The sequence below is a fragment of the Arcicella sp. GW821-FHT09D11 genome (genome assembly GCF_059416265.1).
On sequence record NZ_JBWKOV010000005.1, the window covers coordinates 384,938 to 404,795 of the forward strand.

Consider the following 19,858-nt stretch of genomic DNA (forward strand, 5'->3'; position numbering starts at 1 on the left):
CATGTCAATTTTTTTAAAATATGTGGGTAATCAATAGGACTTAAGTCCCTCGCTAGAAATAAAACGTTAAATAATGGTCATTGTGTATGGCTTTGTTATTTTATGGTATTCTGTCAGTTTTTTTTGGAAAAACTGCTAGTATGGCAAATCAAAAAGGGTGTCCTGCCATTATGGCACAAAAAAAGGGTTAAAAAAGTACTGGCATCAAGATTGTTGAAAGTAAGGAAATCTCTATCTGTTTATGTAATGATTGAATAGCGCAAAACATATTTAGAGTAACAAAAATAGGCAAACATTCTTGTAAGCCTCTTTATAGTAAAAATAAAAATCTTATTCATATACTTAATTAATATTAACAATGGGAAAAATTATCGGTATTGACTTAGGAACAACCAACTCTTGCGTAGCTGTAATGGAAGGTAACGAGCCAGTCGTAATCGCTAACTCAGAAGGTCGTCGCACTACACCTTCAATCGTTGCCTTCTTAGATAATGGTAACGGTGAACGTAAAGTCGGAGACGCTGCCAAACGTCAGGCTATCACTAATCCTAAAAACACAGTTTCTTCTATCAAACGTTTCATGGGTAAACGTTATTCAGAAGTTGGTAGTGAATTAAAAACGATTGCATACACTGTAGAACAAGGTTCAAACGATACTCCACGTGTACGCATCGGTGACCGTTTGTACACACCTCAAGAAATTTCTGCTCAGATTCTGACTAAAATGAAACAAACTGCCGAAGATTATTTAGGGCAGACAGTTACAGAAGCAGTAATTACAGTACCTGCTTATTTTAATGATGCAGAACGTCAGGCAACTAAAGAAGCTGGACAAATTGCAGGTTTAGAAGTTAAACGTATCATCAACGAGCCAACGGCAGCAGCCTTAGCTTACGGTCTTGACAAAGGCGGTAAAGATATGAAAATCGCTGTATTCGATTTGGGCGGTGGTACTTTCGATATATCAGTATTAGAATTAGGTGATGGCGTATTTGAAGTAAAATCTACTGACGGTGATACACACTTAGGTGGTGACGACTTCGACCAAGTAATTATCGAATGGTTGGCAAACGAATTTAAGAACGACGAAGGTGTTGATTTGCGTAAAGATGCAATGGCACTTCAACGTTTGAAAGAAGCAGCTGAAAAAGCTAAAGTAGAATTATCATCTAGTGCATCTACTGAAATCAACTTGCCATATATCTTCCCTGTGGACGGTATGCCTAAACACTTAGTACGTACATTATCACGTGCTAAATTTGAGCAATTGGCAGATTCTTTAATCCAAAGAATGCTTGAGCCATGTAAGCGTGCGATGAAAAACTCAAGCTTTTCAAACGCTGATATCGACGAAGTAATCTTGGTAGGTGGTTCAACACGTATTCCAAGAGTAGTAGAAGAAGTTGAGAAATTCTTCGGTAAAAAACCATCTAAAGGTGTTAACCCAGATGAAGCCGTAGCAATTGGTGCAGCAGTTCAGGGTGGTGTATTGACAGGTGAAGTAAAAGACGTATTATTATTAGACGTTATTCCTTTGTCGTTAGGTATCGAAACAATGGGTGGCGTGTTCACTAAATTAATCGAAGCCAACACTACAATTCCTACTAAGAAATCTGAAACATTCTCGACAGCTTCAGACAACCAACCTTCAGTAGAGTTGAACGTATTGCAAGGAGAACGCCCGTTAGCTACTCAGAACCGTTCGTTAGGACGTTTCCACTTAGACGGTATTCCACCAGCACCACGTGGCGTTCCTCAGGTAGAAGTTACGTTTGATATTGATGCCAACGGTATCCTTCACGTATCTGCAAAAGACAAAGGAACAGGCAAAGAAAGCAATATCCGTATCGAAGCATCAAGCGGTTTAACTGATGCTGAAATCGAAAAAATGCGTCAGGAAGCAAAAGCTAACGAAGCAGAAGATAAAGCTGAGCGTGAAAAAATTGAAAAAATCAACCAAGCTGATTCATTGATTTTCCAAACAGAAAAACAATTGAAAGAGTACGGTGATAAATTATCAGCAGGTAATAAATCAGCGATTGAAGATGCTTTAGGAGAATTAAGAACAGCACACGGTTCACGTGATGTAGCGTCTATCGATTCATCACTTGAAAAATTGAACAACGCTTGGGCAGCAGCTTCGCAAGAAATGTATGCACAAGGTAGCCCAGAGGGAGCTCAACCAACAGGAGACGCAGGTCAAACTGCTGACTCAGGAGCTGGAAACTCATCAGCAGAAGATGTTCCTTTTGAGGAAGTGAAATAAGTAGCTTTAGGCTGTAAGCGGTAGGCTTTAGGCTTTAGGCTGAAATATTTAAGAGTACCATAAAATCTTTAATCGTATTTTGATTGGGTTTTGTGGTACTTTTTTTTGGTTATTTGTCTTAGATTAGGATAAATTGAATAGAAGTTTTTTTCAAATAGTTGGTTATATTGTCGTTGTATACTTGCTAATGACATACTTGAACGCTACCTTATGCATTCTAACCTCACCATTATATTTTATTTAACTCTAATCAACATAATTAAATATGGATGTAAATAAAAAACTAAAAAAATTAATCGAAATTCAAAATGAAATAGACATATTTGAAAAAAATAAAAATAACACTACGCTTGAAAACAAATTAATTGAATACTTAGAGATTTATAAAAAACTTCCTGATAATTACAAATTAAAATATCAATCTACTACATATTTACCAAATAGAAATTTAGGTGGTATATATTTCACAGCAAATAACTATGAGAAATCTGTTTTTCATTTAAATAAGTCTTTAGAAATTTTAGGTAGATTTAACCCTTCAGATTTAGATAGCGAAAACAATATCTATAACACTAAACGAATGATTGCAAGGCATAAACTAATGTTAAGCCTAATTAACAATTCTCAAGAAGAATTAAAGCAAGCCGAAAACCTAATTGATGAATTACAAAAAAATATTGGAAGGATAAATATAAAATCTCTTTTAGATCAAATCACAGAAGATTCTTTAATTCTTAAAGCTATTAAAGAGAATAAAGTTAAAACTTTGATTGAATTTGAGATTCCATTCCCAATATTTGTTATGGAGAATGAAGAATTTTCATTTCAATACAAGGGAATAGACTGTCATATAAATACAGAAATAATTCCAAATGATAGCTGTCCATGGAAACCTGTAGGGGAACATCAAATAGAAGGAATTGAAGATAAATTTGGAATAGCAAATAAAACTAAAGTTAAATTAAAAATAGGGAAATATATAAATCCAACAATTAGAGTGGTTTCAAATGATCTTTTGAATGATAATAAATCATACTCTTTAATTTTAGAGTCTGTTGATATAATGAATTATTTTATAGAAAGATATAGAATTACTACTGATAAGTATTGGCTAAATAACCTTTCTTATAAAATGCTTTACAACTTCACTTGTGATATTTTAGCAGGTGATATTAAAATAAAATCAATAATTCATAGCCCTCTTGGACAATATAAAAGGATATCTCAATCAAGTTATATTGATAATAAACAAAAACAAAAGTTAATTGAAAACCTCAAGCAAAATGATATTGAATTGTGGCGATTATTATACTGCGATGCGAGGGATTTTTTGCTATTAAATAAATATAGAGAATCAATCATTTCTATTAACAGTGCCCTTGAAAATCTATTGAATACCAAAATTCCTGAAAGGCTATTAACTAAATTAACAAAAGAAGAAGTTGATAACTTTATGAATGGGATTCCATTATATACTGAATTTTATTTAAATGAATATATCTCGGAAATTGATTTTAACAAAGCTGTTTCAAAAAATATTATTAAAACATTTCCGCCTTCTACATATCAAATGTTAAAAAAATGTCATGAAATAAAGCCTTTTCAAATAAAATATAATCAACTGAAAAGTATCATTACAAAAATAAGAGAGTCTAGAAACGATATAATTCATGGCAAAATAAATATTCAAATAGATTATCAAAAAGTACATAAATCAATAAAAAATTTCGAAAACCTAGTTTTGATTTTCAATTAAAAAATTAGGCTATTCAGAAGAATTATCCCTTGCTCGGGGTACTTTTTTACTACGTCAGAGTGTGAGGCGTTCTTAGAATTCTGCTGTTCGAGATGTTCCGAAGGGTATCTCGAACTATTGATAAAAAGGACTTCTAGTCCGCTAAAAATCACTCTCGTTTGGCGTATTTTTACTACGTCAGAGTGTCAGGCATTCTTAAAAGGCGACTCCCAGTCCGCAACGTCTAATGGCACGCAAAGTACGTAAATTGAAAAAACATAAAATGACGATGTAATATTGCAATACGCACTGACATAGTGAAAAACTACGTCAAACGAGAGTGTAGTATAATTAAAGTATCTCAATCCCGAAGGGATATTATGATTATAGAAAAGATAATTTCCAATACCTACCTAACCCCGAAGGGGTGATACAATAGTAGGAAAAATCTGTCACTCCTTCGGAGTTTATATACTTGGCTTTATCTGGGATTGCTATAATCATAACATCCCTTTGGGATTTAATACTAGTTAGTCCGCATATAAGTTGCTAGACTACAATAACCATAGTTTTATAAACCACAGTCCAAATCTCTCAATCCTTCATGCGAATTTTCTCCACAAAAGCATTTGTATTTTTATCAACAATATCGTAAGTTGCTATGTACAAATTTTTAAAAACTATCATTAGGTGAGCATGAAGAATGAACATTTAGACTATCCTAGTCAGGCTATCAATACCAACGAACAAGAACCTTTATTGAAAAGAGTTGATAGAAAATATGCCGCAGAGGAATTTCTAAACCTGATTGGCTATGAGAAAGGCTTTTTGTTTACTGTTCGTGAATTGTTGCTACGGCCTAGCAAACTAATTCACCATTATCTCAGTACTGATAGAAATGCTTGTACCAAACCTGTCACTTTTTTGTTTCTATGTTCAGTGATTTATAGCTTGATTACGAGCTATTTAGAGATTGATGTACTCAGTGAAGAACAACTTCAAAAACAATATGGAGCTTCAAGTGTAAATAACGTTATGCTTTGGATTCAAAACAATTATGGATATGCCAATATCTTGATGTTAATATTCATTGTGTTCTGGACAAGGATTTTTTTCAAAAAGTATGCGTACAATATTTATGAAATTGGCGTTTTGCTGTGTTTTATCATGGGCGAAGGTATGTTATGGCTTTCGGTACACCCCATTGTTGGCAAATTTGTTACAAACGCTATTCTTGATACAGTCATTTTTAGTATTATATTGATATATCTGTCTTGGGCTATTGGACAGTTTTTTGGTGGAGGCTTCAAAAATTACTCAAAGGCTCTTTTTGCCTATTTGTTAGGGGTTGGCTCATTTCAAATCCTAGCAATACTAATAGGGATAACTATTGATTTGATAACTAAAAAAATATAATAACCGAAATGAAACAAAAAGAACTAACAGAATTAACAGATGAGGAATTATTGCAAGTAGCAAAAAAAGTGAAATCAACTGCTATCATTAATGCGCTATTAATTGGATTGCTAATAGGAATTGTATTTTACAGCATTGCGAAAAACGGTTTAGGATTTTTCATATTAATCCCTTTGTTTTTTGCGTATAAACTGGCTAATAACTCCAAATATGACAATAAAGAATTAGAAAATCTTTTAAAAGAGCGAAACTTGAAATAAATCCCTACTAACTACTAACACCGTATGGTGGTTATATATTCGTTAATAGTCATTCTAAAACGTCCCTCAAAACGCAAAAATGATAGAAATTAAAACAAGCATACTTGATAAGACGGAAGTTCTAGACAATGGTCCCTTTTATCACGGAACGAAAGCGGATTTGCAAATTGGCGATTTGCTGACAGCAGGGTTTAGGTCGAATTATAAACCCGAAATCATCATGAATCATATTTATTTTACAGCTTTAGTGAATGGAGCGGGGCTTGCTGCAACCTTAGCCAAAGGTGATGGTTCTGAACGTGTTTATATCGTTGAACCAATAGGAAGTTTTGAAAATGACCCAAATGTTACCGACAAAAAATTTCCGGGTAATCCTACTCGCTCATATCGCAGCCAAGCACCATTGAAAGTCATTGGTGAAGTAACAGATTGGGTAAGACTAACACCTGAGGAACTCGCTCAATGGCGTGAAAGGTTGGCAAACATCGAAGCAAATCCGAATGCAGTGATTATCAATTAACCAAATAATGTTTTTACGCTCTATTCAAGTTACAAGGCTGGATTATTTGAAATCTTAGCAATTAATGAAAGTCAGCCGTTCTTTTTAATTAAATGTAGAAAAACGAAGTCTTAATAATATTTGCTAGTTTTTAGCAGGTAACAGAGTCTTTAGTATAAATCCAGAGGTCGTCAAATCGCAACCTCTAGACTTAATAAATATTACTTACCTAATCAAACGCTAAACGAATGGCTTCTTCAACGGGGGTATAGCGCATATCTGAACCTGCAATCGTTAATTCATTTCGCAACAATAAAGGAGGTTGAGCCATAAATTTAGGTGTCTTGCCATTATGGGCTTGTGCTGAATGCACCAAAAACGGATGGCATAAATAAACTGTACCAGCCTTTCCTACAGCAAAAGCTTCTTCTCTTTTAGGCAATTCATCTAATTTGCCTGCCAGTTCCATAAAAGAAAGTCCTGACTCTCCTTTTTGAGATAACAACTTTGCCACGTCGATATGTGACTTTTTGTAAATGATAGTCGGCGCTTCATTTTTACTGACATCCGAATACAAAACCAACATCAATAAGGCTCTGCCTTTTGATTTGACGTTGACACGCCACTCAAAATAATTGGCTGGGTCATTGCCCGGAAAGCTTGCATCAACGTGTTTACCTGTGTCATTTGGTTGTTTCTCACAGGGGAATCTGACTGGAAATGTGCCTACACTCTGACAGGGAATCCATTTGTCTACACCAACCAATTGATTAAAAATGCTTTGCAATGTTGGGGTATTAACAGAATCTATAAAGGGCTGTTGGGAATACATTCCTAGACGAACTACGGGTTGTGTCCAAGTTTGGGGATTAGAACGTTCAAAAGGGATGTCCTTCCATAAAATATCTACTACTTCTTTCGCAGTTTCTGAAGAAAATGCATTATCAATTCGAATGAAACCTTCTGAAATAAATTGTTCTATTTCATTTTTATTTAATACGGTTGCCATAATATTCTTTTGCTTTTATTTATAATCATTGAACAATAAAAAGCCTAGCACTATCAAATATTTAGTGCATTGCCTTTGAAACAAAGCGGGAAAAGAATATTAAAGCATTACGGTCATCCTCATACAACAAATATAAAAACAATCGACAAATTTGAAAAGAATTTGTGTTGAAGGAATTAACCTTTTAATCAAATAAAAGTCCATTAGATGGATTGGACATATTAGAATAATTACATAGTTTTAAGAATAGTAAAAAACAAAATGATTGATTTTTATTTTATAGGATAAAACATCAGTAATAATTTCAAACATTCAGTATTTCTTCAACCCATTAAACAATCATGAAATATGATTTCACAACTATTTATTGACATTGAAAATGCCTTCTACGCTCAAAGAATTTCAGCAATAAAAAAAGATGAAGAAGAGTATATAGACCTACAAAAAGATGAATTTCTAAAAGACTTAGCAAGTTTTTCAACAGGTTGTGCTGGATATTTTGTCGAAATAAAACCTGCCAATGAAAACTTCATACAATTACATATCTATGTGAATGATGCTGACGATGCTGCTACTATTCTTAAAATAATTGCTACCTCCGAATATACACAAATCATTAAAAAGCTACGTTTTTTTCATAAAGGCGGGCATGCAAATGGGACTGTCGAGCTTTATTTTGTTGAATTATTATCATACAATTCATTTCCGAACTTAGACTTTTTTTATACACAACATTATTCAAAAGATGGTTCTTTAATTGCTTCGATGGATGGAGGGTTCGATGAAGGTGGGCTCGGTGGAAAAATTTTAGATTCAATGCCACAGTTAAGAACTTTAAATTTAGTATCTGCACCTAATGAAAATTTCTTCCAAAGGGAATTTCATCCTATTGAAGCATTAGAAGTGCGAGCAGGCTATGACAATAATAACTTTCTTGAAAGACTTTCAGGGGCTAATTGTTTCCCCAAATTAAAACATTTTAGCTATCAAGATATTAATATAGCATTTCATCAATCTACAGAAGACTCAGTTTTAACGTTTGAAGTTATTGAGAAATTCATGGAATCGAAAAACTTCCCAGAATTAGAAGTGCTAAGTTTAATAGAACTTAAATTAACTGAACAACAGATAGAAAAACTAAAAAATACTCATTTAGGCAGAACGGTCAAAACACTCGTATTGGCAAATCAAAGGGATGAGGGATATGAAAATTCTGAAGAATATAAACAACAAAGAGATTGGTTTATCAATACATATTTTTCTTATTAATATCACTCCTCCTCATGTAAAAATACCTCTATTATAATACAAACCTCCCATTTTACTAAATGAAAGTAAAATGGGAGGTTTGTATTATAATCTTTTGACAATTATACCAATAAGAAGAAAGGATTTTTCGCTAACCTTCTTTTCCCTCAAATATCCAATTTCCTACTTCCCATCCATTGAATGATTTCAGGGTTTCGGTGGTCAAAAAATAGACTGGTTTTTGTATCTAATTTTTTAATATTTTCCATTTCTGCTCCCTCCAATTCAAAATCAAAAATATCAAAGTTCTGAGCCATTCTTTCTTTACGCACAGATTTTGGAATAACTACTACTCCTCGTTGTGTAAGCCACCTTAGGATGATTTGAGCCACGCTTTTATGATACTTATTTGCTATCGAAAGAAGCAATTCATTTTGAAAAATGTTGTTTTTCCCTTCTGCAAATGGTCCCCATGATTCGATTTGAATATTATTTTGTTGAAGAAAAGCTTGATTTTCAATTTGCTGGCAGAATGGGTGTGTTTCAACCTGATTTACTGCAGGAGGCGTTTTTGCTCCGAACATCAATAAATCCATCACACGATCTGGTTGAAAATTAGAAACGCCAATAGCCCTTACTTTTCCAGCCTCGTAAAGTTCTTCCATCGCTCGCCAAGAACCAAATATGTCGCCATAGGGCTGATGAATCAGGTATAAATCTAAATAATCCAATTGCAAGCGTTCCAAAGATTTTTGAAATGCTTTTTTCGTATTTTCATATCCTGTGTCTTGTACCCAAAGTTTCGTAGTAATAAATAGTTCTTCTCTCGCTACGCCACTATTTTTGATAGCCTTCCCTACAGCTTGCTCATTCATATAAGAGGCAGCAGTATCAATAAGGCGGTAGCCTGTTTCTATGGCATCAATTACCGATTTTTCACATTCATTAGCATCTGGAATTTGAAAAACGCCAAAGCCTAAAATGGGCATTTCGATGCCGTTGTTTAGTTTTACAGTTTGCATACTGTTAAGAAATAGAAATTTGTTAGTTTAAATTTTTATACTCATTTGGCGTACACCCCACCCGTTGTTTAAAGAGTCTCGTAAAGTGTTGCGGATATTTAAAGCCTAATTCATAGGCAATTTCATTGACTGTTTTATCTTTTTCAACAACCTTGTCTTTGGCTATGTCTATAATCTTTTCTTGAATGTATTCCTTGGCTGATTTGCCTGTTTCTTTTTTAAATAAATCGCCAAAATAATTGGCGGATAAATGAAGTTGGTCTGCAAAATAAGCGACAGAAGGTAACCCAATACTTTGAGGTTTTTCTGATAAAAAATAGTTATTCAACAGGTCTTCAAATTTTAAGAGAATCCCTCTATTAACGTTATCGCGTGTGATGAATTGACGGTCATAAAAACGGTCACAATAATTAAGGAACAATTCAAGCGTGGATGCAATAAGCTTCTTGCTATGCTTATCAACTGGCTGTTTAAGTTCTGATTCAATTTTTGTAAAAAGGTCTAACACCAACTGCCGTTCATCCTCGGATATGTGTAATGCCTCGTTTGTTTTATAACTAAAAAAGTTATAATCATTGATTGTCTTTGAAAGAATAGTTCCATGGATTAGGTCAGGATGAAAAATCAATCCATACCCTACAGGCTGATAAGCTATTCCATGATTATCTACTTCCATCACTTGTCCTGGAGCAAAAAACACCAATGTACCTGCCTGATAATCGTAATAATCACGCCCATAACGTATATCGCCACATTTTACATCTTTCAGATAAATACAGTACATCCCATACTGAAACTTAATGGTTTTAGCCTCAGTACCCCAATTTCTTTCATCAGCTTTTGAAAAGTCGATGACACTTACTAAAGGGTGAAGTGTCTTATGATTATTATCAGCATTGTAATTACTGATATTATTTATCGGATATAAAATTTCCATGTTCGTCTTGTTTGAAACAAAAGTAGTAATTCTATCATAACTATATCAAAGCACGAATTTCAATCAGTGAAAATGGTAGAAAAAGCAGTGTTTTTTATACTATTCATCTATCAAAATAAGATGAACTTTGTAATCGGTAATCTTCACATTACGAAGTCAAATTTGAAACCTTTACAGCAACTATGAAAAAATCGACTGAAGTCTTAATCTTTCTTTTACTAATAATTACGTATTCTTTGAAAGCACAGCATGCTGATAGTAATGCTCCAAAAGTTCGTACCGCATCAGGAATAGTACGCGGAGTAACGGAGAGAGATGTTGCTATCTTTAAAGGAATTCCTTATGCTGCTCCGCCCGTAGGCGAATATCGCTGGAGACCACCCCAAGCAGTGAAGCCGTGGGAAGGAGAACGTGATGCTACTCAGTTTTGTAAAGACTGTGGACAGGCTGGTTTTTCTCAGGCAGGAAGACAAAAAATATCGCCTAATTCAGCCGAAGACTGCTTGTCGTTGAATATATGGAAACCCGCAGAAGTTAAAAATAATGACAAACTGCCCGTAATGGTTTGGATTCACGGCGGTGCTTTTGTGTTTGGTAGCGGTTCAAGTCCTGAAAACTCAGGTATTTCTTTTGCCAAACAAGGTGTTATTTTAATCACTTTTAACTATCGACTGGGTAGAATGGGTTTCTTTGCTCATCCTGCTTTGAGTAAAGAATTCCCAAATGAACCCAAAGGGAACTATGCCTACATGGATCAAATAGCAGCGCTCAGATGGGTAAAAGAAAATATTGCTGCATTTGGTGGAGACCCTAAAAACGTGACTATTTTTGGGGAGTCAGCAGGGGGTGTTTCTGTACAATCATTACTTACTATCCCATCTGCGAAAGGCTTATTCCATAAAGCAATTATTGAATCGGGTGGTGGGCGTGATGGTGTATTGACTGGCAGACCTATCAATCAAGAAAATGCTGATAAATATTATCCTATTTCTGCCGAAACAATTGGATTGAATTTCGCCAAAAAACATGGCATCGAAGGTACAGATGCAGCCGCACTTGCCAAACTACGTGAGCTTCCTGTAGCTGATATTATCGATAGTGGTGAAGAAACCGTAGGAAATACGCCTATTTATTCGGGACCAATTCTTGATGGAAAACTTGTGATAGAAACAGCAGAGAGTGCTTATAAGGCAGGCAGACAAAACAATGTACCAATCATTATTGGCTCAAATAGTGCCGAAGTACCCGCAGGGTTTGTCAATGCCCTAAATAAAGAAGAGCTTTTTTCTTTATTTGGTAACATGAAAGAAGAGGCACAAAAAGTATTTGCTCCAGATACTACCAGAACTCTCGCAGAAATGCTCACGATGGTAAATACAGACAAAGTTTGGGCAGAACCAGCTCGTTTTACAGCGAATGCAGTTACTAAAAAAGCCAACAGTGCGTATATTTATTTGTTCTCTTATGTGCCAGAAGCCATGAAAGCGCGTGCAAGATATGGAGCACCACATGCATCTGAAATTGCCTATGTGTTTAATAACTTAAATGCCCGTTGGGGTAATCCCAAAACAATGCCTGAAGATGAAGCAGTTGCTAAAATGATGAATATCTATTGGGCAAATTTTGCAAAAACAGGTAATCCAAATGGAATAGGACTCCCAGAATGGCCCATATATAATGTAAAAAGCAATAAATTGATTGATTTTCAACCTGATGGAAAAGCAGTAGGAAAACCTGACCCTAAAAAAGCAAGACTTGATGTAATTGAAAAGGCTGTTACGTCAGGCAATTTACATTAACATCAGTAGTATCTTTTATCAATAACATTAAACAACATACTTAATAATATGAAAGCAATAATATTAGTAGTTTCGATTCTTTTAGCTTTTGGGCAAGTTGGATTTACCCAATCTTCCGACAAGACAAAACAAGAAATCATGCAGCTTTCCAAAGACAAATGGCAATGGATGGCTGATAAGAACGTGGACAAACTTGCACTTCTTTTCGATGACAAAGCAAAATTTGTACACATGAGTGGTACTTGGAAGAAAGACGAAGAGCTTGAAATCATTAAAACAGGAAGTATTTGGTATAAAAATGCCATAGTGCATGATTCAGCTATAGAAGTTTCTGGTAAAACTGCTATCGTGTGGAACAGAATTACGCTTGAGGCTATTGTGCGAGGAACGGAAGCCAAGACTGAATTTACAGTAACAGAGGTCTATCAAAAACAAGGTAAGGCGTGGAAACTATTAGCCTTAACATTCAGCAGTGTTCGAGATACACATCAGATAAAGAAATAGTGTATTAAAATAAGTCTCACTTTCCTTGAGAGAGGGGATATAAACATATTAAAATAATGAAAAAAATAATTCTCGGAATCGTATCTTTTATTTTGATGTCAATAAACACTTTTGCTCAAAATACAGTTGAAGAAGAAATCAAAACACTTTCAAAAAACAAATGGCAATGGATGTCGGATAAAAATGTCGATAAATTAGCCAAATTGTTTGACGATAAATCAATGTTTGTACACATGGGTGGCTCATGGGGAAAAGAACGTGAATTAGACATTATTAAATCAGGATTTATTCATTATAAAAAAGCCGATATTCATGAGGTTTTATCACCAATAATTATCGATAATACTGTCATTCTATTAAATAGGATTACACTACTGGCAGTAGTTGGCGGAAATGAGGTAAGCAATCCATTTATGGTTACGGAAGTTTATGTTAAAGTCGGGAATGAATGGAAAATGGGTTCACTTTCATTTTCAAAACTTATGACACCATAAGAACTATTGAAATACAGCGTGAAGCAAACTACGATAAAATTAACAAAGTCACTCCATGTGTAGTTTTGTAGTAAAACGGCATAAAAACAATCAAAAAATGATAAAACTTACAAGATATTATTCTCGATTAGTTGTAGTACTAATTCCTCTACTTTTTACTGCCTGTATTCCTTCTCAAAAGGGGCTTTTAGTCATTAAAGAGCAAGGTAGCTTTGCCGTTGGAGGAACTGTCATTACAAATGCTGGTACCTTTGACCCTATCAAACGTACACCCGAAGGACAGACTTTTCATGGTGACCATGCCTATATTACTTATCAACTTCCTACAAAAGCTCGAAAATTACCATTGGTCTTTTGGCATGGTGTCGGACAGTTTTCTAAAACATGGGAAACAACGCCAGATGGTCGTGAAGGGTTTAATAATATCTTCTTGAGACGAAGATTCGGAGTGTATCTCATCGACCAACCTCGCCGAGGAAATGCTAGTAGAAGTACAGAAACAGCAACCATCACTCCTACTCCTGACGAACAAATGTGGTTTGGGACATTCAGAGTGGGTATCGGAACTGAATATTTTCAAGGTGTACAGTTTGCAAAAGATAAAGAAACATTAAATCAGTATTTCCGACAGATGACTCCTAATATCGGGGGATTTGATACAGCAGTAATTACTGATGCTATATCGAAGCTTTTTGATAAAATTGGTGAGGGTATACTTGTCACACATTCTCATTCAGGAGGATTTGGTTGGGCAACTGCCGTAAAAAATAGCCATATTAAAGCAATTGCTTCTTATGAACCGGGTAGTGGCTTTCTTTTTCCCGAAGGTCAGGTGCCTCCTCCTATTGCAAGTTCTGCAGGCCCTGTTTCAGCGGTTGCTGTTCCGATGGCTGACTTTTTGAAACTTACAAAAATACCTATCATTATTTACTACGGTGATTTTATTCCTGACAAGCCTATTGATAATCCGGGGCAAGATGGTTGGAGGGCTCGTTTGGAAATGGCAAAGCTTTGGAGAGATACAGTGAATCGTCATGGCGGTGATGTTACGATTATTCACTTGCCTGAAATTGGCATAAAAGGCAATACCCATTTTCCTTTTTCTGATTTGAATAATGTGGAGATTGCTGATTTACTTTCTAAATGGTTGAAAGAAAAAGGATTGGATTGATTTGTTGGTAAAAAACACAAACAAAGGCAAAACTATCATAATTGTCGTTCGTGGGAATACACAGGCGTTGGTCTAAAATTATCCTCAATGCATCTGCTTGTTCAAACAAAAAGATATTTTTGATGATAATTAGTTTTACAACACTCAAGTATAGTTAATATATCAATATGGAAGCATCACAAACAACTCATAGTCGTCGTTCATTTCTAAAAGTATCTGCCCTTGCAGGAGGTGGATTGATGCTAAGTATTAGTGGTTTTTCAAGTGCTAAAGTTACTGATACAGAGAAGAATACATTATTACCTGCGAATTGGAATGAACTCAACGGGTTTGTAAAAATTACGGCTGATAATGTCATCAAAATTATGTCGCCAAACCCTGAAGGCGGACAAGGTGTAAAAACTTCTATGCCAATGATTGTGGCAGAAGAACTGGACGTTGACTTCTCTAAAATTATTATCGAACAAGCCGATTTAGATACCAAGCATTTCACCCGACAGTTTATCGGAGGTAGTCAGGCAATTCACCTAAGTTGGCAACCGCTCCGCATGGCTGGTGCTACCGCCCGTCAAATGCTCAGAGAAGCAGCTGCCAAAACATGGAATGTACCCTTAGAAGAAATAACTACTGAATCGGGGGTTTTGTATCATAAAAGTACTGGAAAATCAGCCAAATATGGCGATATGGCCACTATGGCTGCACAAATGTCTGTTCCAAAAGATGTAAAACTAAAAAACATCAAAGACTTTAAGATTATTGGTAGAAGCCAACGCAATGTTGATTTACAAAAAATCATTACGGGTAAACCGCTATTTGGCATTGATACCAAAAAGGAAGGAATGCTTATTGCGATGATAGTACACCCTCCTGCCTTTGGACTAAAGTTCAAGTCGGTTATCAACAAGGTGGCCGTGAAGAAGATGAAAGGCATAAAAGACATTTTCCCTATCAAAATCTTCAATGATGGTTATGAAAAAACATTTTTTGATACTACTACTTTCAATGAAGTAGTTGCCATTGTTGGCAATACTACGTGGGAAGTGATGCAAGCAAAAAAAGCCTTGAAAATTGACTGGCAACCTTTTGAGGGATATACTCAAAACCGCAATATGTTGGGTAGGAAACTAACTGAAAAGATTCCTGCTGGTCTAGAAGACTCGAAAGAACACACTGCTAAATTGGCAGAACGAATGGCTCAACCTGCTACTGTTCGCCGAAAAGATGGAGACATAGAAATGGCCTTTAAAAGTGCTACTAAAGTCATTGAGCGTACTTATTCGGCTCCATATTTGGCGCATAATTGTATGGAACCCATGAATTTCTTTGCGGATGTAACAGCTGATAAAGCCGAATTATCAGGACCACTTCAAAAGCCAGAATTTACCGAACAGGCACTATCAGCACGTTTGGGAATGCCTCTGGAGAAAATTGACATTAAAATGACTCGCTTGGGTGGTGGCTTTGGTCGTCGCTCTTATGCCCATTGGTTGATTGAAGCGGCGCTAATTTCACAACAAGTAAAAGCACCTGTCAAGTTAATTTATACCCGTGAAGATGATATGACTTCGGGTATTTATCGCTCTACTTATTCCGCACACTATCGGGCGGCACTTGATGCCGACAATAATGTAATAGGTTTCCATGTAAAAACTGGTGGCGTACCAGAATCGCCTTTATACCCCAATCGTTTTCCTGCGGGAGCGGTTGATAATTATTTAGCAGAAGATTTTACGATTGATTCGAACATAACGGTTGGCTCATATCGTGCGCCACGTTCTAATTTTATGGCTGCTGCCGAACAATCATTTCTGGATGAAGTGGCAGAAGCAGCAGGAAAAGACCCAATAGCTTTTCGTTTGGAATTATTAAAACGTGCCCAAGAAAAACCAGTAGGAAAAAACAACGAATATGAACCCGAACGATATGCCAAAGTACTAGAGTTAGTCAAAGAGAAAGCTAATTGGGAAAATATCAAAACCAGCAAAAAGCTAGGGTTTTCTGCCTATTTCTGTCATGATTCGTATGCGGCTCATGTACTCGACTTGGAAATGAAAGACGGTGTGCCTGTTATCAATAAAGTATGGTGTGCGATTGACTGTGGGATTGTCATCAATCCTGATGCTGCCAAAAATATGGCAGAAGGTGGTATTGTAGATGCCGTTGGGGCTGCCATGTATGGAAAAATGACTTTAACAAAGGGCGTTGCAGATGCCAGTAATTTTCATAATTACCGCATGATTCGCCATAACGAAGCACCCAAACATATTGAAGTGCATTTCATACAAAATACACTCGACCCTTCGGGCATGGGAGAACCTGCCTACCCGCCAGTATATGCAGCTTTGGCAAATGCCTTGTATAAGGCTACGGGTAAGCGTTTTTACAATCAGCCCTTTACCGATAATTTGTAGGTTACAAAGGATACAATGTTTAAAATTCGTAAGATTCTGTTTGAAAAACATTATTTCTTATTGTTTTATTTATATAAATTCGCTTAATTCTCAATAAAGTAGATATAACGCTATGGCAAAATACTCACTAAAAATAAACGGGAAAATACAACAGGTAGATGTTGATCCCTCAACTCCAATGCTTTGGGTTTTACGAGACCACCTTAATCTGCCTGGCACCAAATTTGGTTGTGGCATGGCTATGTGTGGAGCGTGTACAGTTCATTTGAATGGTACTGCCATTCGTTCTTGTAGTATGCCAGTGTCAGCAGTGGGCAAGCAAGCCATCACTACTATCGAAGGCTTGTCTGCGAATGGTACTCACCCTGTACAAAAAGCATGGATTGAACACGACGTGGCTCAATGTGGCTACTGTCAGGCAGGACAAATGATGAGTGCGGCAGCTTTATTAAAAGAGAACCCTAACCCTTCAGATGAAGAGATAGATGCTTCCATGAGTGGTAATATTTGTCGTTGTGGAACTTATTTACGTATTAAGGAAGCTATTAAATCTGTAAAGCAATAGCAAAAAAATATCAACATGGAAAATAATAACACACAAAGCCGTCGTTCATTTTTAAAGTCTTCCGCTCTCACAGGTGGTGGATTAATGCTGAGCTTTACTTGGCTGTCGAGCTTCAAGTCGGCAGACAAAATGGCTCTAATAAACTTGCCAGAACAATGGAGTGAACTCAATGGATATATCAAGATTACGCCCGACAACATTATCAAAATCATGTGTCCGAATCCCGAATTCGGACAGAATGTAATGACTTCATTACCGATGATGGTGGCGGAGGAATTGGATGTCGATTGGAAGAATGTGGTCGTAGAAATGGGGCCACACGATAACGTAAAACTAGGACCACAATTTACAGGGGGCAGTAATTCGGTTAGAATTTACTGGAAACCCTTGAGAAATGCAGGGGCATCAGCTAGACAAATGCTTATCGAAGCGGCGGCTCAAACGTGGGGCGTTCCTGCTACTGAAATCACGACAAAAGCAGGTATTCTATCTCATTCAAGCGGAAAATCAGCGAAATATGGTGAAATAGCCAGTAAAGCTGCTACCATACCTGTACCGAAAGATGTGAAGTTGAAAGCCCCTAAAGATTTTTCGATTGTAAGAAATTCAAAGAAAAATACAGAAGGCTTAAAAGTAGTTACAGGCAAACCACTTTTCGGAATGGATTACCGTGTTGAAGGTATGCTGATTGCCATGATTCAGCATCCGCCAGCATTTGGCATGAAATTAAAATCTTTTGATGCTACTCAAGCCCTAAAAATGCCGGGTATCAAACATGTTTTTAGCTTTAAATTATATGATGATGGTTTCGAGCAAGGTGGTTTTGATACCCGTACATTCAATGATTTGTTGGTTGTTGTGGGCAATTCTACTTGGGAAGTAATGAATGCTCGCAAGAAACTAAAGATACAGTGGGAGCCTACTGGCGACGTGAAAGATACGATGATGGGGCGCGGTGGAAAACGAGAAGTGACTGTGCCAGGTAGATTGGAAACCACCAGTGGTCAAATGGAATTAATGGCTGAATATGCTAAAAAACCAGCCCAGCAATTAAGGAAAGATGGCGACCCCGAAACTGCTTTCAAAAACGCCACTCAGATTATCGAACGTACTTACAATGCGCCGTTTTTGGCACATAACTGTATGGAACCTATGAATTTCTTTGCCCATGTTTCAGCAGATAAAGCCGTAGTGGCTGGTCCTCTACAAGCACCGGGTTGGGTAGAGCCTACACTTTCAAAGATTTTGAATCTCCCTGCCGACAAGATTGAGATTCAAATGACCCGCATGGGCGGAGGCTTTGGTCGTAGAGCGTATGGTCAATATGTATATGAAGCGGCTCGTATTTCTCAGAAAATAAAAGCGCCTATCAAATTAATTTATACCCGTGAGGATGATATGACTTATGGAATCTATCGCCCAATGTACACGGCTACTTATCGTGCAGCTTTAGATGCCAATAAAAACTTGATTGGTTTTCATGTAAAAGGTGGTGGCATTCCCGAGCATCCTGTTCATGCGAATCGTTTCCCTGCGGGTGCAGTTGATAATTACTTAGCCGAAGGTTGGGAGATTCCTTCTAATATTACGATTGGTGCATTCCGTGCGCCTCGTTCTAATTTTAATGCAGCAGCGGAGCAGTCGTTTTTAGATGAAGTAGCAGAAGCTATGGGAAAAGACCCTATTGCCTTCCGTTTGGAATTATTAAAACGAGCAAAGGAAAATCCAGTAGGCAAAAACAATGAATATGACGCTGATAGATATGCAGGGGTTTTGGAATTAGTAAGAGAAAAATCTAATTGGGGTAAACCTGAAAACAAAAATAAAAAACGTGGCGTCGCTGCTTATTTTTGCCATAATTCGTATGCCGCCCACGTGGTGGATATGATAGAACGCAATGGCGAACCTTATGTAGAACAAGTAACCAGTGCGATTGACTGTGGCATTGTAGTAAATCCAGACGCTGCAAGCAATATGGTGCAAGGTGCTGTGGTTGATGGCATCGGGAATGCTTTTTACGGAGCATTAACCCACAAAGACGGCGTAGCAGAACAAAGCAATTTCAATAATTACCGTATTATTCGTCATAACGAGGCACCTAAAAAAGTGGATGTACATTTTGTGCTGAACGACCTTGACCCTACTGGACTTGGCGAGCCTCCCTTCCCTCCTGTGTTTGGAGCAGTCGCGAATGCGTTGTATAAAACAACAGGTAGACGATATTACAATCAGCCTTTTACATCTGATCAGCCAAAATCATAAATTCAGCTTATTCAAACCCTTACTATTAACAAATGACTTAAGTCACCTGCTAATAGTAAGGGTAAAACCTCCTCTTTTTTCTCCCATCCCCAACAGACACAACATTTCCCAGACCGAAAATCTACGATATAGCATTATTATAGATACTTATCTTTTTACTTTCCAACTTGGGTATTCATACTAATTGAAAGAATCTTTGAGTCACCATTGTGATATTCACTGATACGCTCTCAAGCAATTTGTCATTTAAAAAAAGATAC

General features: G+C 36.6%; 16 protein-coding genes. 13 read left to right on the forward strand and 3 right to left on the reverse strand.

Translation table 11 applies throughout. From position 1 onward, the window contains the following. Window positions 1–358 precede the first annotated feature (358 nt). From dnaK to arr, 5 genes are all read left to right on the forward strand, one after another. A complete protein-coding gene (gene dnaK / locus AC07N0_RS16960) occupies window positions 359–2,266 on the forward strand; it encodes a molecular chaperone DnaK (protein ID WP_494590112.1) in 1,908 nt (635 codons plus the stop codon). 265 nt (window positions 2,267–2,531) lie between these two features. Continuing rightward, complete coding sequence (locus tag AC07N0_RS16965) at window positions 2,532–4,022, forward strand: hypothetical protein (RefSeq protein ID WP_494590113.1); 1,491 nt, start codon at window positions 2,532–2,534, stop codon at window positions 4,020–4,022. Between the two features lie 675 nt (window positions 4,023–4,697). Beyond that, a complete protein-coding gene (locus tag AC07N0_RS16970; protein WP_494590114.1) occupies window positions 4,698–5,417 on the forward strand; it encodes a DUF3667 domain-containing protein in 720 nt (239 codons plus the stop codon). Between the two features lie 8 nt (window positions 5,418–5,425). After that, a complete protein-coding gene (locus AC07N0_RS16975; RefSeq protein WP_494590115.1) occupies window positions 5,426–5,677 on the forward strand; it encodes an FUSC family protein in 252 nt (83 codons plus the stop codon). Window positions 5,678–5,756: 79 nt separating this feature from the next. Continuing rightward, window positions 5,757–6,197: an NAD(+)--rifampin ADP-ribosyltransferase gene (gene arr, locus AC07N0_RS16980; RefSeq protein ID WP_494590116.1), complete on the forward strand. Its 441-nt coding sequence runs from the start codon at window positions 5,757–5,759 to the stop codon at window positions 6,195–6,197. A 208-nt stretch (window positions 6,198–6,405) separates the two neighbouring features. Here the strand turns inward: arr and AC07N0_RS16985 are convergent, their stop codons facing one another. Then, the gene (locus AC07N0_RS16985; RefSeq protein ID WP_494590117.1) at window positions 6,406–7,185 is read right to left on the reverse strand and encodes a phytanoyl-CoA dioxygenase family protein; all 780 of its coding nucleotides are present in this window, start codon (window positions 7,183–7,185) and stop codon (window positions 6,406–6,408) included. A gap of 348 nt (window positions 7,186–7,533) precedes the next feature. On the opposite strand from AC07N0_RS16985, the gene AC07N0_RS16990 reads away from it, so the two are divergent. Further along, complete coding sequence (locus tag AC07N0_RS16990; protein ID WP_494590118.1) at window positions 7,534–8,454, forward strand: hypothetical protein; 921 nt, start codon at window positions 7,534–7,536, stop codon at window positions 8,452–8,454. A 146-nt stretch (window positions 8,455–8,600) separates the two neighbouring features. On the opposite strand, the gene AC07N0_RS16995 is transcribed toward AC07N0_RS16990, so the two are convergent. Next, window positions 8,601–9,455: an aldo/keto reductase gene (locus AC07N0_RS16995; RefSeq protein ID WP_494590119.1), complete on the reverse strand. Its 855-nt coding sequence runs from the start codon at window positions 9,453–9,455 to the stop codon at window positions 8,601–8,603. Between the two features lie 22 nt (window positions 9,456–9,477). Continuing rightward, window positions 9,478–10,392 (reverse strand): helix-turn-helix domain-containing protein, encoded by a 915-nt coding sequence (locus tag AC07N0_RS17000; RefSeq protein ID WP_494590120.1) that lies wholly within the window; start codon window positions 10,390–10,392, stop codon window positions 9,478–9,480. Between the two features lie 182 nt (window positions 10,393–10,574). Here AC07N0_RS17000 and AC07N0_RS17005 point away from each other — a divergent pair, with 182 nt between their 5' ends. The 7 genes from AC07N0_RS17005 (at window position 10,575) to AC07N0_RS17035 (ending at window position 19,598) form a co-directional block, all read left to right on the forward strand. Further along, entirely contained in the window at window positions 10,575–12,191 is a 1,617-nt protein-coding gene (locus AC07N0_RS17005; RefSeq protein WP_494590121.1) for a carboxylesterase/lipase family protein, read from the forward strand. 48 nt (window positions 12,192–12,239) lie between these two features. Then, complete coding sequence (locus AC07N0_RS17010; RefSeq protein ID WP_494590122.1) at window positions 12,240–12,695, forward strand: nuclear transport factor 2 family protein; 456 nt, start codon at window positions 12,240–12,242, stop codon at window positions 12,693–12,695. Between the two features lie 56 nt (window positions 12,696–12,751). After that, the gene (locus AC07N0_RS17015) at window positions 12,752–13,189 is read left to right on the forward strand and encodes a nuclear transport factor 2 family protein (RefSeq protein WP_494590123.1); all 438 of its coding nucleotides are present in this window, start codon (window positions 12,752–12,754) and stop codon (window positions 13,187–13,189) included. Between the two features lie 97 nt (window positions 13,190–13,286). Further along, window positions 13,287–14,360 (forward strand): alpha/beta hydrolase, encoded by a 1,074-nt coding sequence (locus AC07N0_RS17020; protein ID WP_494590124.1) that lies wholly within the window; start codon window positions 13,287–13,289, stop codon window positions 14,358–14,360. 167 nt (window positions 14,361–14,527) lie between these two features. Beyond that, the gene (locus AC07N0_RS17025) at window positions 14,528–16,771 is read left to right on the forward strand and encodes a xanthine dehydrogenase family protein molybdopterin-binding subunit (protein WP_494590125.1); all 2,244 of its coding nucleotides are present in this window, start codon (window positions 14,528–14,530) and stop codon (window positions 16,769–16,771) included. Between the two features lie 112 nt (window positions 16,772–16,883). Next, complete coding sequence (locus tag AC07N0_RS17030) at window positions 16,884–17,336, forward strand: (2Fe-2S)-binding protein (protein WP_492803034.1); 453 nt, start codon at window positions 16,884–16,886, stop codon at window positions 17,334–17,336. A 15-nt stretch (window positions 17,337–17,351) separates the two neighbouring features. Continuing rightward, entirely contained in the window at window positions 17,352–19,598 is a 2,247-nt protein-coding gene (locus AC07N0_RS17035) for a xanthine dehydrogenase family protein molybdopterin-binding subunit (RefSeq protein WP_494590126.1), read from the forward strand. Window positions 19,599–19,858 lie beyond the last annotated feature (260 nt).

Bases quoted from the DNA above. Each gene is read 5' to 3' on its own strand.
- dnaK (WP_494590112.1), top strand. From the start codon at position 359: ATGGGAAAAATTATCGGTATTGACTTAGGAACAACCAACTCTTGCGTA.
- AC07N0_RS16965 (WP_494590113.1), top strand. From the start codon at position 2,532: ATGGATGTAAATAAAAAACTAAAAAAATTAATCGAAATTCAAAATGAA.
- AC07N0_RS16970 (WP_494590114.1), top strand. From the start codon at position 4,698: ATGAAGAATGAACATTTAGACTATCCTAGTCAGGCTATCAATACCAAC.
- AC07N0_RS16975 (WP_494590115.1), top strand. From the start codon at position 5,426: ATGAAACAAAAAGAACTAACAGAATTAACAGATGAGGAATTATTGCAA.
- arr (WP_494590116.1), top strand. From the start codon at position 5,757: ATGATAGAAATTAAAACAAGCATACTTGATAAGACGGAAGTTCTAGAC.
- AC07N0_RS16985 (WP_494590117.1), bottom strand. From the start codon at position 7,185: ATGGCAACCGTATTAAATAAAAATGAAATAGAACAATTTATTTCAGAA.
- AC07N0_RS16990 (WP_494590118.1), top strand. From the start codon at position 7,534: ATGATTTCACAACTATTTATTGACATTGAAAATGCCTTCTACGCTCAA.
- AC07N0_RS16995 (WP_494590119.1), bottom strand. From the start codon at position 9,455: ATGCAAACTGTAAAACTAAACAACGGCATCGAAATGCCCATTTTAGGC.
- AC07N0_RS17000 (WP_494590120.1), bottom strand. From the start codon at position 10,392: ATGGAAATTTTATATCCGATAAATAATATCAGTAATTACAATGCTGAT.
- AC07N0_RS17005 (WP_494590121.1), top strand. From the start codon at position 10,575: ATGAAAAAATCGACTGAAGTCTTAATCTTTCTTTTACTAATAATTACG.
- AC07N0_RS17010 (WP_494590122.1), top strand. From the start codon at position 12,240: ATGAAAGCAATAATATTAGTAGTTTCGATTCTTTTAGCTTTTGGGCAA.
- AC07N0_RS17015 (WP_494590123.1), top strand. From the start codon at position 12,752: ATGAAAAAAATAATTCTCGGAATCGTATCTTTTATTTTGATGTCAATA.
- AC07N0_RS17020 (WP_494590124.1), top strand. From the start codon at position 13,287: ATGATAAAACTTACAAGATATTATTCTCGATTAGTTGTAGTACTAATT.
- AC07N0_RS17025 (WP_494590125.1), top strand. From the start codon at position 14,528: ATGGAAGCATCACAAACAACTCATAGTCGTCGTTCATTTCTAAAAGTA.
- AC07N0_RS17030 (WP_492803034.1), top strand. From the start codon at position 16,884: ATGGCAAAATACTCACTAAAAATAAACGGGAAAATACAACAGGTAGAT.
- AC07N0_RS17035 (WP_494590126.1), top strand. From the start codon at position 17,352: ATGGAAAATAATAACACACAAAGCCGTCGTTCATTTTTAAAGTCTTCC.